The organism is Allobosea thiooxidans, from assembly GCF_900168195.1.
In the GTDB taxonomy this organism is placed as follows: domain Bacteria; phylum Pseudomonadota; class Alphaproteobacteria; order Rhizobiales; family Beijerinckiaceae; genus Allobosea; species Allobosea thiooxidans.
This window is the reverse complement of record NZ_FUYX01000003.1, coordinates 215,411-229,587: the sequence shown is the minus strand read 5'-3', so window position 1 is coordinate 229,587 and position 14,177 is coordinate 215,411. Positions and strand designations below refer to the sequence as shown.

The following is a 14,177-nucleotide window of genomic DNA, read 5'->3' as shown; positions in this document are numbered from 1 at the left end:
GCCAGAGACCTTTTTCGACCTGTGATCCTCCGGCCGGGGCAGGTTCCCCCGGCCTTTCTGCGTTCGAGCGATGCGATGATGGACAAGACTTTCGAGCCGGCAGCCGTCGAGGCCCGGATCAGCAAGGCCTGGGACGAGGCCGAAGCCTTCAAGGCGGGCAGGGGCGCCGCCCCCGGGGCGGAGCCCTATTGCATCGTGATCCCGCCGCCGAACGTCACCGGTTCGCTGCATATGGGCCACGCGCTCAACAACACGCTGCAGGACGTGCTCTGCCGCTTCGAGCGCATGCGCGGCAAGGACGTGCTCTGGCAGCCCGGCACCGACCATGCCGGCATCGCGACGCAGATGGTGGTCGAGCGCAAGCTCGCTGCCGAGAACCGTACCGACCGGCGTAGCATGGGCCGCGAGGCCTTCCTCGCCGAGGTCTGGAAGTGGAAGGCGGAGTCGGGCGGCACGATCGTCAATCAGCTGCGCCGCCTCGGCGCCTCCTGCGACTGGTCGCGCGAGCGTTTCACCATGGATGAGGGGCTGTCGGCCGCCGTCCTCAAGGTCTTCGTCGGCCTGCACAAGCAGGGGCTGGTCTACCGCGCCAAGCGGCTGGTGAACTGGGATCCGAAATTCCAGACGGCGATCTCCGACATCGAGGTGCTGCAGCTCGAGAAGAACGGCTCGTTCAAATGGCAGCGCGGCGGCGAGGAGGCTTTCGACGCAGCCAAGCTCGACAAGGCGCTGAACCGCGACCCGAACGGCCATCTCTATTATTTCAACTACCCGCTCGAAGGCGTGGCCTACGATGCGGACGACGCTTCGACCTTCATCACGGTCGCGACGACGCGCCCCGAGACGATGCTGGGCGATACCGGCGTCGCGGTTCATCCCGAGAACGAGGCGATCGGTCACCTGATCGGCCGCAACGCCGTGCTGCCGCTGGTCGGCCGCGTCATCCCGATCTTCGGCGACGACTATGCCGATCCCGAGAAGGGCACCGGCGCGGTCAAGATCACGCCGGCGCATGATTTCAACGACTTCGAGGTCGGCAAGCGCCACCAGCTCGACGTCGTCAACATCCTCGATGGCGAGGCGCGTATCCTCCTCGCCGGGAACGAGGAGTTCCTGGCAGGTGCGACGCCCGAGGCCGAGACGATGGCCCTCGACGGTGCCGATCGCTTCGCCGCACGCCGCCGCGTCGTCGAGATGATGGCCGCCCGCGGCCTGCTCGCGAAGGTCGAGCCGCACGCCCACACCGTGCCGCATGGCGACCGTTCCGACGTCGTCATCGAGCCCTGGCTGACCGACCAGTGGTATGTCGACGTCAAACCGCTGGCCGAGCGTTCGATCAAGGCGGTCCGTGACGGCCGCACCAAGATCACGCCGGAGAACTGGACGAAGATCTATTACGACTGGCTGGAGAATATCGAGCCCTGGTGCGTCTCGCGCCAGCTCTGGTGGGGCCACCAGATCCCGGCCTGGTTCGGGCCGGATGGCGAGGTCTTCGTCGCCGAGTCGGAAGCAGAGGCGCAGACGCTGGCGATGGCGCATTACGGCGACACCGTCGCGCTGAAGCGTGACGAGGACGTGCTCGACACCTGGTTCTCTTCGGCGCTCTGGCCGTTTTCGACCCTGGGCTGGCCGGAAGAGACGCCCGAGCTCAAGCGCTACTATCCGACGGCGACGCTGGTCACGGGCTTCGACATCATCTTCTTCTGGGTCGCCCGGATGATGATGATGGGCCTCAACTTCATGGACGAGGTGCCGTTCCGCGACGTCTACCTTCACGCGATGGTTCGCGACGAGAAGGGCGCGAAGATGTCGAAGTCGAAGGGCAACGTCATCGACCCGCTGACGCTCGTCGACACCTATGGAGCGGACGCGCTGCGCTTTACCTTCGCGGCGATGGCGGCGCAGGGCCGCGACATCAAGCTCGCGACCTCGCGCGTCGAGGGCTACCGCAACTTCGCGACCAAGATCTGGAACGCCGCGCGCTTCGCCGAACTCAACGGCTGCGCCCGGGCGGAAGGCTTCGATCCGACCGCGGTCAGGCAGCCGCTCAACCGCTGGATCCTCAGCGAGGCGGCGCAGGCGGCCGAGGAAGTCGCCGCCGGCATCCCGAGCTTCAAGTTCAACGAGGCGGCGGGCGCGGCCTACCGCTTCGTCTGGAACCAGTTCTGCGACTGGTATCTCGAGCTCGCCAAGCCGATGCTGCAGGGCGAGAGCGTCGATGCGGCGGCGAAGGCCGAGACGCAGGCGACGGTCGCCTACGTCATCGACCTGATCTGCCAGCTCCTGCACCCGTTCATGCCGTTCCTGACCGAGGAGCTCTGGGCGCAGAAGGCCGAGGCCGGCGCGCCCCGCAAGCTCGCCGCCGGCGATGCCGCCATGGTCTGCCTCACCCGCTGGCCCGATCTTTCCGCCCTGAAGGACGAGGCGGCCGAGGCCGAGATCGGCTTCGTCGTCGATCTGATCTCGGACATCCGCTCGGTCCGCTCCGAGGTGAACGTTCCTGCCGGCACGCAGGCGCCGCTCGTCCTCGTCAACGCCTCGGCGGCGACCCGGGCGACGATCGAGAGCTGGCGGCCGATGATCGAGCGTCTGGCACGCGTCTCCGACATCGCCTTCGAGGCTGCAGCGCCGGCCCAGTCCGCCCAGATCATCGTGCGCGGCGAGGTCGCGGCGCTGCCGCTCGCCGGCCTGATCGATCTCGACGCCGAGCGCTCGCGCCTGACCAAGGAACTCGCCAAGCTCGACCAGGACATCGTGGTCGTCGAGAAGAAGCTCGGAAACCCCGATTTCATGGCGCGCGCGCCGGAGGAGATCGTCGAGGAGAACCGCGAGCGCAAGGCGGCCGCCGAGGCGCGCAAGCTCAAGATCGCGGAGGCCCTGGCGCGGCTGGCGTGACGTTTCTCGTCATTGCGTGCTCGGGCCGCAAGACCCGAGCCCTGCGAACACGGCACCGCGTCATGGTCGGGCTTGTCCCGACCATTCACGCCTTCGTTGATGCAATGCGGTGTTCAAGACGTGGAAGCTTGCCACGAGGGCAAGCATGACGGAACTGGAACAGCGTCGTGTTTATGGCTTCCGGGCTCTTCGCTGACGCGAAATCCCGGAATGACGCTGTGGTTCCCCGCCGGGCAGGAGCGACGCAATCCGGTCACGCTGTCGTCGTCAAATTGACGTTCATCCAAGAGAGGACTGGCATTCTCTTGCGGACCCCGCTTAGATGCGTTCGACGCAAACCCGCCATGCAGAATGCGTGGCGGCACAAGGACCGGCTGTTCAGAACCCATGCTCAAGCGAGCCTATGACTGGTGCGTTTCGTACGCCTCCCATCCGGCTGCCCCCTGGCTGCTCTTCGCCATCACCTTCGTGGAAAGCTCGGTCAGTCCGCTGCCGCCGATCCCGTTGCTGATTCCGATGTGCATCGCGCGGCCGGATCGCGCCTGGTTCTATGCCGGAATCTGTTCGCTCGGCGCGGTGACGGGCGGCTATCTCGGCTATGCCATCGGCGCGCTGCTCTATGAGTCGGTCGGGGCCTGGCTGATCGGTATCTACGGCCTGCAGGACAAGGCGGCCCATCTGATCGCGAGCTCGCAGGATTACTGGTTCTGGGTGCTGGTCACCAAGGGCCTGACGCCGATCCCGTTCAAGATCGTCACGATCATGTCGGGCTTCCTGCACTTCGACCTGTGGAAGTTCACCGTCGGCATGGTGGTGTCGCGCGCGACCTTCTTCCTGGCGATCGCGGTGGCCTTGCGCTTCTACGGCGACGACATTCGCATCTTCATCGAGAAGCACCTGCCGATGGCGGCGCTGTCGCTTCTGGCGATCATCGTCGGCGGCTTCTTCGTCCTGCCCATGGTGCTCTGAAACGGCCTCTGCGTCACAGGCCGTTCGAAACTTTGTGACATCGGCGCAACACCCGGATGAGATCGGTGCCCAGCACTGTCTCTCCCGCCGCAATCGCCGCGAAGCCGCCACAAACGACGCCCAGCAAAACAGGGCGTTAAGTCCCTGAGATATATTCAAATTGGAACTAAACGCGTAGCTTCGGAAGCGGTTCCGGGCTGCAGACGGGGTTTCGGGGCATAGATTGCTCCCGGCGGGCGCGGCGTGGCACATCTCTGCGCCGTGCTGACCGGGGGACGGGACGAGTGGCGATGGATGCGCGTGTGTTCGACAAGTCGAGGCTGCCGAGCCGCCATGTGAGCGTCGGCCCGGCCAAGGCCCCGCACCGCTCCTATTATTACGCGATGGGCATGACTGCGAAGCAGATCGCGCAGCCCTTCGTCGGCGTCGCCTCCTGCTGGAACGAGGCCGCTCCCTGCAACATCTCGCTGATGCGCCAGGCCCAGGCCGTGAAGAAGGGCGTCGCCTCGGCGAGCGGCACGCCCCGCGAATTCTGCACCATCACCGTCACCGACGGCATCGCCATGGGCCACCAGGGCATGAAGTCGTCGCTGGCTTCGCGCGAGGTCATCGCCGACTCGGTCGAGCTGACCATGCGCGGCCATTGCTATGACGGGCTCGTCGGCCTCGCCGGCTGCGACAAGTCGCTGCCCGGCATGATGATGGCGATGGTCCGCCTCAACGTGCCTTCGATCTTCATCTATGGCGGCTCGATCCTGCCCGGCACCTTCAAGGGCCGCCCGGTCACGGTGCAGGACGTCTTCGAGGCCGTCGGCAAGCATTCGGTCGGTGCGATGTCCGACGAGGACCTGCAGGAACTCGAGGAGGCGGCCTGCCCGTCGGCGGGATCCTGCGGCGCCCAGTTCACCGCCAACACCATGGCGACGGTCGCCGAGGCGATCGGCCTGGCGCTGCCCTATAGCTGCGGCGCGCCGGCGCCTTACGACGTCCGCGACACCTTCTGCTACACCGCCGGCGAGATGGTGATGGAGCTGATCGCGCGGAACCTGCGCCCGCGCGACATCGTCACCCGCAAGGCGCTGGAGAACGCCGCGATGGTCGTCGCCGCGACCGGCGGCTCGACCAATGGCGCGCTGCACCTGCCGGCGATCGCGCATGAATGCGGTATCGACTTCGACCTGTTCGAGGTCGCCGAGATCTTCAAGAAGACGCCCTATATCGCCGATCTGAAGCCGGGCGGAAAATACGTCGCCAAGGACATGTTCGAGGTCGGCGGCATCCCGCTGGTGATGAAGAGCCTGCTCGATGCCGGCTATCTCCACGGCGACTGCATGACCGTCACCGGCCGGACGATCGCCGAGAACATGGCCTCGGTGAAGTGGAACGACCAGCAGGACGTGGTCTATCGCGCCGACAAGCCGATCACCGCGACCGGAGGCGTCGTCGGCCTGCAGGGCAATCTCGCGCCCGAGGGCGCGATCGTGAAGATCGCCGGCATGCCCGAGGACAAGCTCGTCTTCACGGGCCCCGCCCGCTGCTTCGACTGCGAGGAGGACGCCTTCAAGGCGGTCACCGAGCGCAGCTACAAGGAAGGCGACGTCCTCGTCATCCGCTATGAGGGCCCGAAGGGCGGCCCCGGCATGCGCGAGATGCTGGCGACGACCGCCGCGCTCTACGGCCAGGGCATGGGCGACAAGGTGGCGCTCATCACCGACGGCCGATTCTCGGGCGCGACGCGTGGTTTCTGCGTCGGCCATGTCGGGCCCGAAGCGGCCGTCGGCGGGCCGATCGGCCTCATCCGCGACGGCGATATCATCGAGCTCGACGCCATCACAGGAAAGCTCGCAGTCCGCCTTTCTGATGCCGAACTTCAAGAGCGTCGTAAGGCCTGGAAGCCGAGGAAGACCGACTACAATTCCGGAGCGCTCTGGAAATACGCGCAGACGGTCGGCTCCGCCAAAGGCGGCGCCGTCACACACCCAGGAGGGGCGGCCGAGACCCATTGCTATGCGGATCTCTAGTTCGACCATAGCATGCCTGTTCCTGTTGCTCGGTGGTCAGCAGACCGCCTGGGCGCAGGATGCCGCAGGCGGAAGGCCTCTGATGCCGCCGCGTTCGATTCCCGTCGCGCCGCTGCCGGAGCCGGAGGAGGCGATTCCGCCCGATTCCGGTGCAGCCACTCTCGCGCCCGCCCCGAACACGCCGACGGCGCATTCGGCCCTGCCGCTTGTTCCGTTCAGCAGCGCACGAGACGCGCTGCGGGCCTGGATGCGCGATTCCTCGGCCGGCGATCAGGTCGGCGCCGTGCGCGCGCTCGAATACGCCGCTTCGCATGGGCACCTGACCGCACAGTACAAGCTCGGGCGGATGTATGCCGGCGGCGAGGGCGTTCCGACGAACGATCTCAAGGCCTTCGAGTATTTCTCGAAGATCGCGGACGAGAATGCCGACGCCATCCCCGGCACGGCCGATGCGCGGCTGGTCGGCAGCGCCTTCGTGGCGCTCGGCAACTACTTCGCCGACGGGATCAAGGGCAGCTACGTCAAGCCCAACGCCGATCGCGCCTTCGACATGTTCCACTACGCCGCCTCCTATTTCGGAGATCCCGACGGCCAGTACAATCTCGCCCGCCTCTACATGAAGGGGCAGGGCACCAATCGCGATGCGCGGCAGGCCGCGCGCTGGATGAAGCTGGCCGCCGAGAAGGGGCACGCCCCGGCGCGCGCCGCCTTCGGCGAGATGCTCATCCGCGGCGGCGAAGGCGTCCCGCGCCAGCCGGTGCTCGGCTTGATGTGGCTCGCCATGGCCCGCGAGGGCGCCGATCCCAGCCGCGAGGCCTGGATCATCGAACGCCACGACCTGGCCTTTGCCGCGGCCTCCGCGGCGGATCGGACTGCCGCCCTGGCACTGGTGGAGCGCCAGCAGCCCGCCGGCGCGGCGCGCGCCAGCCAGCGCTGAGTGCGGGCGCCTGCTTCGGCAGGCGGCGCCGGCCTTCCTCTCGGTTCGGACAATGAATGGCCCGGCACGGTGCCGTGCCTCGCCGCCCCCCTGTCGGGAGGCGAGGGCGCGTCAGTGCAGTTCGACCATCACCGGTACATGGTCGGAGGGCTTGTCCCAGCCTCGGACATGCTTGGCGATCCTGACGCCGGCGAGCCGGTCTGCGGCCTGCGGCGACAGCAGCAGATGGTCGATGCGGATGCCGTTGTTCCGCTGCCAGGCGCCGGCCTGATAATCCCAGAACGTATAGAGCCCGCCGGCGTCGGTGGTGCTGCGCAGCGCCTCGGTCAGCCCGAGATTGACGAGGCCGCGGAAGGCGGCGCGCGTCTGCGGCAGGAACAGCGCATCGCTGACCCAGGCGGCCGGATCGCGAGCGTCGCGCGGTTCGGGGATGACGTTGTAGTCGCCAGCCAGAACCAGCGGCTCCTCCTGCTCCAGCAGCATCCGGGCATGGGCCGTCAGCCGCTGCATCCAGCCGAGCTTGTAGGGGTATTTCTCGGTATTCGGCGGGTTGCCGTTCGGCAGGTAGATCGAGGCGAGCCGCACCACGCCGTTGCCGAAGGGCAGGACGCCCTCCAGATAGCGCGCCTGCCCGTCGCCATCGTCGCCGGGCAGGCCGCGCCGGACATCTTCCAGCCGCGAGCGGCTGAGGATCGCGACGCCGTTGAAGGTCTTCTGGCCATGGGTCTCGACCTGCCAGCCCGCCGCCTCGATCTCGGCGCGGGGGAAGTCGCCGTCCAGGCACTTGATCTCCTGCAGGCAGAGCGCGTCCGGCTCGGCCTCCTTCAGGAAGTCGAGCAGATGGCCGAGGCGCTGGCGGACCGAGTTGACGTTCCAGGTGGCGATACGCACGAGACGCTCCGTTTCAGACGAGCCGCAGGATAAGCGGCACGGTTGCCGGCAAGGCAAGCCGTTTCGGCCGCGAACAAAAAACTCCCCGCATGGCTTGCGGGGAGTCGTTGTCTCCGATCGCGCTGCCGGCTGCTGTCAGGGGCAGGCGCGAACCACGCCACCCTTGGCGATATAGGTGCCGGTTTCCGGGTTGTAGCTCCTGAACCGGCTCGAGCAATAGGCCACCGCGTCGGTGTCCTGGACGCTGTAGCCATAGGCACGCGGCACGGGCGCGGCATAGACCGGGGGAGCGACATAGACCGGCGCCGGCTCCGGATAGACATAGACCGGCGGCGGGGGCGGCGCGGCGAGCGCGCCGGCGGCCAGAGCACCGCCGACGATACCGGCAGCGATGCCCGCGCCGACGGCCGGGCCGCGGCGGTAATAGCCGTAGCCCGGTCCGTAATAGCCGTAGCGGCGCCATTGCACGGTCTGGACGAGGTCGCTGCCGCCCGTCGCCGTGGCGATGGCGGGCGAGGCGGATGCGAGCGGTGCTGCCGTCGCGGGAAGGGCAAGGACAGCGCTGCCCGCGAGGGCGGCGGCGACGGCGAATGTCCTGATCATGGCGAAACTCCTCTGCTATCCTACGCGAGCGGAACTCCGCATGTTCCCCCGATTGGATTCGAATGTAGCGATCCGATGATCGCAGGGAAAGATTAACGGCCAATCTCGGCATAAATGGGCCGTCACAATAGTGTCGGCATTGCTTTCGAAAGCTGCGTCGGGCCGCTTGCGCGGAGGGGATTTCCTCGCCATCTAGCGTTGCACCTCACAACGACACGCTCATTCGAAGGATCAGGAACCGACCATGTCGCATTCCGGCGACCATCCCCAGCATGCCGCCGCGCTGGCCGCAATGAAGCCGCTGCCAGCGCTCATCTTCAGCTCGCGATGGTTGCAGCTGCCGCTCTATATCGGCCTCATCGTCGCGCAATGCGTCTATGTCTTCCTCTTCCTCAAGGAACTCTGGCACCTCGTTTCCCACGCCTTCGACTTCAGCGAACAGCAGATCATGCTCGTCGTGCTGGGGCTGATCGACGTGGTGATGATCTCGAACCTGCTGATCATGGTCATCGTCGGCGGCTACGAGACGTTCGTCTCGCGGCTTCGGCTCGAGGGCCACCCCGACCAGCCGGAATGGCTGAGCCACGTCAACGCCAGCGTGCTCAAGATCAAGCTCGCCATGGCGATCATCGGCATCTCGTCGATCCATCTGCTCAGGACCTTCATCGAGGCCGGCAATATCGGCATCGCCGGCAAGACGGCGAACTACACCGAGGCCGGCGTCCTGCTGCAGACCCTGATCCACGTCGTCTTCATCTTCTCCGCTATCGGCATCGCCTGGGTCGACCGGATGACGGTGCCCGCCGGCAAGGGCCACTGAACGCGGCGGCAAGCTGAAACAGAAACGCCCCGCCGAGCCGGCGGGGCGTTTTTCTTTGGAGCGGTGCGAGACGCCTACTGGCCGCGCCCGGTCCGGGCAGCGAAGCGGATCGCCTCCTCGGCGGCGCGGAACAGGGCCTTGGCCTTGTTGATGCACTCCTCCTGCTCGGAGGCCGGGTTCGAATCGTAGACGATGCCGGCGCCGGCCTGGACATGCATGCGCCCGTCCTTGACCACGGCCGTGCGCAGCACGATGCAGGTATCCATCTCGCCATTGGCGCCGAAATAGCCGATGCAGCCGGCATAGGCGCCGCGCGCATCGCGCTCCAGCTCGTCGATGATCTCCATCGCCCGGACCTTCGGCGCGCCCGACACCGTTCCGGCCGGGAAGCCGGCAATCAGCGCCGAGAGCGAATCGTGCTTCGGGTCGATCTTGCCCTCGACATTCGAGACGATGTGCATGACCTGGCTGTAGCGCTCGATGAAGAAGGAATCGGTCACCTTCACCGTGCCGATCTCGGCGACGCGGCCGACATCGTTGCGCCCGAGATCGAGCAGCATCAGGTGCTCGGCGCGTTCCTTCGGGTCGGCAAGCAGCTCCTCGGCCAGGGCGTTGTCCTCGGCCTCGGTCGCGCCGCGCCGGCGCGTGCCGGCGATCGGGCGGATGGTGACGGTGTCGTCGCGCAGCCGGACCAGGATCTCCGGGCTCGAGCAGACGATCTGGAAATCGCCGAAATCGAGATAGCAGAGGAAGGGTGCCGGATTGATCCGCCGGAGCGACCGGTAGAGCGCGAAGGGCGGCAGGGCGAAGGGCGCCTCGAAGCGCTGCGACAGCACGACCTGGAAGATGTCGCCGGCGCGGATGTACTCCTTCGCCTTGTCGACCATCTCGAGATACTCGGCCTCGCTGGTGTTCGAGGTCGTCGCCGGCTCCGGCAGGTTGGCGATGTCGATATCGGCCTCGGCGGGGAGGGCGCCTTCCAGCGCCTGCACCACGGCCTCCAGCCGCTCCTGCGCCCGTTCATAGGCATGGCGGGCGCCGACGCCGGGCATGTGCCGCACCGGGGTCACGACATGGATCTCGTCGCGCACCGAATCGAACACCACCATCAGCGTCGGCCGCGTCAGGATGGCGTCGGGCACGCCGGTGCCGGTCTCCTTCGGCTCCGGCAGGCGCTCCATGAGTCGGACCATGTCGTAGCCGAGATAGCCGAAGACGCCCGAGGCCATGGGCGGCAGCCCCTCCGCCTCGGGGATGGCGCTCTCCTCGAGCAGCGCGCGCAGGCTCTCGAAGGCCGGGCGCGGATCGGGCAGGAAGGCCTCGCCGAGGGCGCGGCGGCAGAGCGACGCCTGGCCGTGATGGCAGCGCCAGATCAGGTCGGGCTCGAGCCCGATCATCGAGTAGCGGCCGCGCACGGCGCCGCCCTCCACCGATTCGAGCAGGAAGGCCGGCCCCGAGGTCGCGTGCCTGAGCTTCAGGAAGGCGGCGACGGGCGTCTCGCAATCGCCGACCAGCACCTGGCGCAGGAGCTGCGGGGCGCCCGTCTCGTAGATCTGCGCGAAGCGCTCGAACTCCATGAGTGGCTGCATCGTCAATTCTGCGCTCCGCCCGTGGCGTTGCGGAAGGCGGCCTCGTTGATGCTGACGCCGAGTTCGGCCTGCCGCTTGGCGACATATTGCAGCAGGATGTCCTCGCTGATGCTGGAGGAGAGCAGGCGCTCGAAATTGCCGGCTTCCTGCGTCGTGCGCACATAGGGCGCGACCGTGGCCGAATCGACCTTGAACAGCACGCGTCCGCCCTCGGCGCCCGCCGCGGAGTTGCTCTTGCCGGCGACCGTGCCGAAGACCTGGCTGACGACGGTGGCAGGCAGCTCGGGCCGCTGGTCCTGCCGGCCGAGATCGGCAGCGGTCTCGATGGTGAGGCCGGCGGAGGCGGCGACCGCGTCGAAGCTCTCGCCCTTGTCGAGCCGCTCGACCAGCTCGCGCGCCTTGGCCGCGAGCTTGGCGGCGGTCTCGTCCGCGCGCCACTGCGTCTCGACCTCGGCCTTGACCTCGTCGAAGCTGCGCTCGCGGGCCGGGTCGATCTTGGTGACGTCGAACCAGACATAGCCGGTGTCGCGCGGCAGGCGGATCGCCTCGTTGTCGACGCCGATGTCGGAGCGGAAGATCGCCTGCACCGTGGCGTCGCCGCCGGGCAGGGCCTCCTCCTGCGTGCCATCGGGCCTGGTGCGGTTCGCGCTCATCGGGCCGGCGCTGCGCAGCTTCAGGTTGAACTCCTTGGCGATCTCGGCGAGCGGCTTGGCGGAGGCGCGCTGGTCCTCGATCTTGTCGTGCAGATCGGCGATCTGGCTGGCGGCGCGGCTGGTCGCGAGCTCCTGCTTCACCTCGGCCGCGACCTCCTCGAAGGGGCGCACATGCGCGCTGTCGACCTTGGTCACGCGCAGCAGAACCGTGCCGAAGGCGCCGGTGACCGGAGCGCTCACGCTGCCTTCATCGAGCGCGAAGGCGGCCTCGCGCACCGCGGGATCGAACATCTGCTCGCGGGTGAAGGTGCCGAGCGTCAGATCGTTGAAGGCGACGTTCCGTTCCGTGGCGATCTCGTCGAAGGTCTCGCCGCCGTCGATCTTGGCCTTGGCGGCCAGGGCCTCCTCGGCGTTGGGGAAGGCGATCTGCTGGACGGTGCGCGTCTCGGCGGAGGTGAAGCGCTGCGCCTTGACGGCCTCGTAGCGCGCCTTGGCCTCCTCGTCGGTGACCTTGGCCGGGTCGGCCAGCGCCTCGGCCGAGATGGCGAGGACGTCCGCAGTGCGGAATTCCGGCGCCCGGAAGGCGATCTTGCGGTCGTTGAAGAAGCTCTTGAGCTGGTCCTCGGTCGGCGCCGCGATCTCCCCGGCGGCGCTCGCCGGCATCCGCGCGAAGGTGACGGAGCGCTTCTCGTTGCGCAGGCGGTTGCCGATCTCCTGCAATGCCAGGGGCGCGGTGAGGCCACCGACCAGCATCTCGGAGATCTGCTGGCGCAGGATCGTCGCGCGCTGGAGCGCGACATAGCTCTGCTCGGTGTAGCCGTTCGAGCGCAGCAGCTCGTTGAAGCGCGCCGAGGAGAACTGACCCGAAGCATCGCGGAAGTTCGGGTCGTCGAAGATCAGGTTGCGGATCGTCTCGTCCGAGACGGCAAGCCGCATGCTCTGCGCCGTCTGGTCGAGCGTCGCCTCGCTGATCATGCGCGACAGCACCTGGCGGTCGAGGCCGAGTGCGCGGGCCATCTCGGGCGAGATCTGGCGGCGCTGCTGGCGGATCAGGTTCTGCAGCTCGTTCTGATAGGCCGTGCGCATCTGCTCGAGCCCGATCTCGGTCTTGCCGATGCGGGCGACCTCGTTGCGGCCATAGCCGCGGAAGATGTCGCCGACGCCCCAGATCGCGAAGGAGATGATGAGGAAGCCGAACATGACGGCGATGACGAGCTTCCCGAGGAAACCCTGACCCGCCTTGCGGATGCCCTGCATCATCATGGAAGCTGTCTTTCCCTGAACCCGTTCGTGGCGCGGAAATACGTCCCGCGCGCGTATCTGTCGGCGCTGCTTATAGGAACCGGCGGCCAAAGCCGCAATCGCCCCGGCATAACCGGCCGGGAGGTCGCATGCGATTGCGGCAGCCGGCGGGCGTTGCTAGAGCGCAGGAAGCTGAATTTCGGAGGATCGACGTGACGCGCAGCATCAGGCCGCTGGTGGCCGGTAACTGGAAGATGAACGGGCTCAAGGCCGATCTGGCCATCGCGGCCCAGGCGGCGAAGGGCTACGACACCGCCCTGAAGCAGGCCGTCGACCTCGCCATCTGCCCGCCCGCGACCCTGCTGTTCGCCGCCTCGGCAGCTCTGATCGGCGCGCGCATCGCCACTGGCGGGCAGGATTGCAGCACGCAGGATTCGGGTGCCTTTACCGGCGAGACCTCGGCCGCGATGCTTGCCGATGCCGGCGCCGACTTCTGCATCGTCGGCCATTCCGAGCGCCGCACGCTGCATGGCGAGACGAACGCCACCGTCAAGGCCAAGGCCGAGGCGGCGCAGAAGGCGCTGCTCGTGCCGATCGTCTGCGTCGGCGAGACCAGGGACGAGCGCGAGGCCGGCAAGGCGCTGGCGATCGTCAAGAAGCAGCTGCGCGGGTCCGTGCCGGACGGTTCGACCGGGGCCACGCTCGTCGTCGCCTACGAGCCGGTCTGGGCGATCGGTACCGGCCTGACGCCGACCGCCGCCGATGTCGCCGAGATGCATGCGGCGATCCGCACCGAACTCGGCCGCCTGCTCGGCAAGGCGGAAGCCGCCGGCGTCAGGCTGCTCTATGGCGGCTCGGTCAAGCCGGCGAACGCCGCCGAACTGATGAATGTCGCCCATGTCGACGGCGCTCTCGTGGGCGGTGCCAGCCTCAAGGCCGAGGATTTCCTCGCGATTGCGCGCGCCTGCGCCTGCTGAGCGCGACGATCCCGGTGGACGACCGGGTGAATCGATCGCCCGGAAGGGGTGGCGCTATGGCAGGGCGCGTGTTATGTGCCCCGCCGAATTCGCCTCGATTTGCGAGGAGGAGCGGGTGGCCCTTGGCGGCAGCCCGCGCCATGCCCATTTCGTGAGACCATGCAGAACGTTCTCATCGTCATCCACCTGATCATCGTCGTCGCGCTCGTCGGCGTCGTGCTGCTGCAGCGCTCCGAAGGCGGGGGGCTCGGCATGGGCTCCGGCGGCGGCGGTGGCGTCGGCGGTTTCATGACCGGCCGCGGCCAGGCCAATGCGCTGACGCGGGCGACGGCGATCCTCGCCGGCCTGTTCTTCCTGACCTCGATCGTGCTGGCCGTCATGGCCAATCGCGGCCGCGTCCAGCGCTCGATCATCGACGGCGCCCCGGCGACGACCGCGCCCGCCACTCCGGGCGCGCCGGCCGCGCCGAGCGCCCCGAACGCCGGTGGCGTGCTCGACCAGCTGCGCCAGATGCAGAACCAGAACCAGGGCGGCGCGCAGCCGCCGACGCCGCCGGCGGCGCCGCAGCAATAGGACAGGG

At 67.6% G+C, this 14,177-nt stretch carries 11 protein-coding genes; 7 read left to right on the top strand and 4 right to left on the bottom strand.

Going from position 1 to position 14,177, the window contains the following annotated elements:
• Positions 1-75: 75 nt before the first annotated feature.
• The 4 genes from B5Y19_RS06940 to B5Y19_RS06925 all read left to right on the top strand — a co-directional run bounded on the left by B5Y19_RS06940 (position 76) and on the right by B5Y19_RS06925 (position 6,822).
• Positions 76-2,895, top strand: a complete 2,820-nt coding sequence (locus tag B5Y19_RS06940; protein WP_055726902.1) for a valine--tRNA ligase — start codon at positions 76-78, stop codon at positions 2,893-2,895.
• 387 nt (positions 2,896-3,282) lie between these two features.
• Positions 3,283-3,864, top strand: a complete 582-nt coding sequence (locus B5Y19_RS06935; protein WP_055726903.1) for a YqaA family protein — start codon at positions 3,283-3,285, stop codon at positions 3,862-3,864.
• Positions 3,865-4,154: 290 nt separating this feature from the next.
• The gene (ilvD, locus tag B5Y19_RS06930) at positions 4,155-5,885 is read left to right on the top strand and encodes a dihydroxy-acid dehydratase (protein WP_055726904.1); all 1,731 of its coding nucleotides are present in this window, start codon (positions 4,155-4,157) and stop codon (positions 5,883-5,885) included.
• Between the two features lie 82 nt (positions 5,886-5,967).
• Positions 5,968-6,822 carry a tetratricopeptide repeat protein gene (locus tag B5Y19_RS06925; RefSeq protein WP_055726905.1) on the top strand — a complete coding sequence of 285 codons (855 nt, stop codon included), beginning with the start codon at positions 5,968-5,970 and terminating at the stop codon, positions 6,820-6,822.
• Positions 6,823-6,933: 111 nt separating this feature from the next.
• On the opposite strand, the gene xth is transcribed toward B5Y19_RS06925, so the two are convergent.
• Complete coding sequence (gene xth / locus B5Y19_RS06920) at positions 6,934-7,713, bottom strand: exodeoxyribonuclease III (RefSeq protein WP_055726906.1); 780 nt, start codon at positions 7,711-7,713, stop codon at positions 6,934-6,936.
• 135 nt (positions 7,714-7,848) lie between these two features.
• Positions 7,849-8,316 carry a BA14K family protein gene (locus B5Y19_RS06915; RefSeq protein WP_055726907.1) on the bottom strand — a complete coding sequence of 156 codons (468 nt, stop codon included), beginning with the start codon at positions 8,314-8,316 and terminating at the stop codon, positions 7,849-7,851.
• Positions 8,317-8,560: 244 nt separating this feature from the next.
• Here B5Y19_RS06915 and B5Y19_RS06910 point away from each other — a divergent pair, with 244 nt between their 5' ends.
• On the top strand, positions 8,561-9,136 hold the full coding sequence (locus tag B5Y19_RS06910; protein WP_055726908.1) for a TIGR00645 family protein: 576 nt from the start codon (positions 8,561-8,563) through the stop codon (positions 9,134-9,136).
• A 74-nt stretch (positions 9,137-9,210) separates the two neighbouring features.
• Here B5Y19_RS06910 and trpE read toward each other — a convergent pair whose 3' ends face one another.
• Together trpE and B5Y19_RS06900 are read right to left on the bottom strand one after the other, a co-directional pair.
• Positions 9,211-10,725, bottom strand: a complete 1,515-nt coding sequence (gene trpE / locus B5Y19_RS06905; protein WP_055726909.1) for an anthranilate synthase component I — start codon at positions 10,723-10,725, stop codon at positions 9,211-9,213.
• A gap of 2 nt (positions 10,726-10,727) precedes the next feature.
• Positions 10,728-12,641: a peptidylprolyl isomerase gene (locus B5Y19_RS06900; protein ID WP_244555507.1), complete on the bottom strand. Its 1,914-nt coding sequence runs from the start codon at positions 12,639-12,641 to the stop codon at positions 10,728-10,730.
• Positions 12,642-12,832: 191 nt separating this feature from the next.
• Between B5Y19_RS06900 and tpiA the strand changes: the two genes are divergently transcribed.
• Complete coding sequence (tpiA, locus tag B5Y19_RS06895) at positions 12,833-13,597, top strand: triose-phosphate isomerase (protein WP_139384290.1); 765 nt, start codon at positions 12,833-12,835, stop codon at positions 13,595-13,597.
• Between the two features lie 159 nt (positions 13,598-13,756).
• Positions 13,757-14,170, top strand: coding sequence for a preprotein translocase subunit SecG (gene secG / locus B5Y19_RS06890; RefSeq protein ID WP_079591275.1), 414 nt, complete (start codon positions 13,757-13,759; stop codon positions 14,168-14,170).
• Positions 14,171-14,177: the final 7 nt, after the last annotated feature.

Excerpts from the sequence above, each read along its gene's own strand:
- B5Y19_RS06940 (WP_055726902.1), top strand. The coding sequence starts at position 76 with ATGATGGACAAGACTTTCGAGCCGGCAGCCGTCGAGGCCCGGATCAGC.
- B5Y19_RS06935 (WP_055726903.1), top strand. The coding sequence starts at position 3,283 with ATGCTCAAGCGAGCCTATGACTGGTGCGTTTCGTACGCCTCCCATCCG.
- ilvD (WP_055726904.1), top strand. The coding sequence starts at position 4,155 with ATGGATGCGCGTGTGTTCGACAAGTCGAGGCTGCCGAGCCGCCATGTG.
- B5Y19_RS06925 (WP_055726905.1), top strand. The coding sequence starts at position 5,968 with ATGCCGCCGCGTTCGATTCCCGTCGCGCCGCTGCCGGAGCCGGAGGAG.
- B5Y19_RS06915 (WP_055726907.1), bottom strand. The coding sequence starts at position 8,316 with ATGATCAGGACATTCGCCGTCGCCGCCGCCCTCGCGGGCAGCGCTGTC.
- B5Y19_RS06910 (WP_055726908.1), top strand. The coding sequence starts at position 8,561 with ATGTCGCATTCCGGCGACCATCCCCAGCATGCCGCCGCGCTGGCCGCA.
- trpE (WP_055726909.1), bottom strand. The coding sequence starts at position 10,725 with ATGCAGCCACTCATGGAGTTCGAGCGCTTCGCGCAGATCTACGAGACG.
- B5Y19_RS06900 (WP_244555507.1), bottom strand. The coding sequence starts at position 12,641 with ATGATGATGCAGGGCATCCGCAAGGCGGGTCAGGGTTTCCTCGGGAAG.
- secG (WP_079591275.1), top strand. The coding sequence starts at position 13,757 with ATGCAGAACGTTCTCATCGTCATCCACCTGATCATCGTCGTCGCGCTC.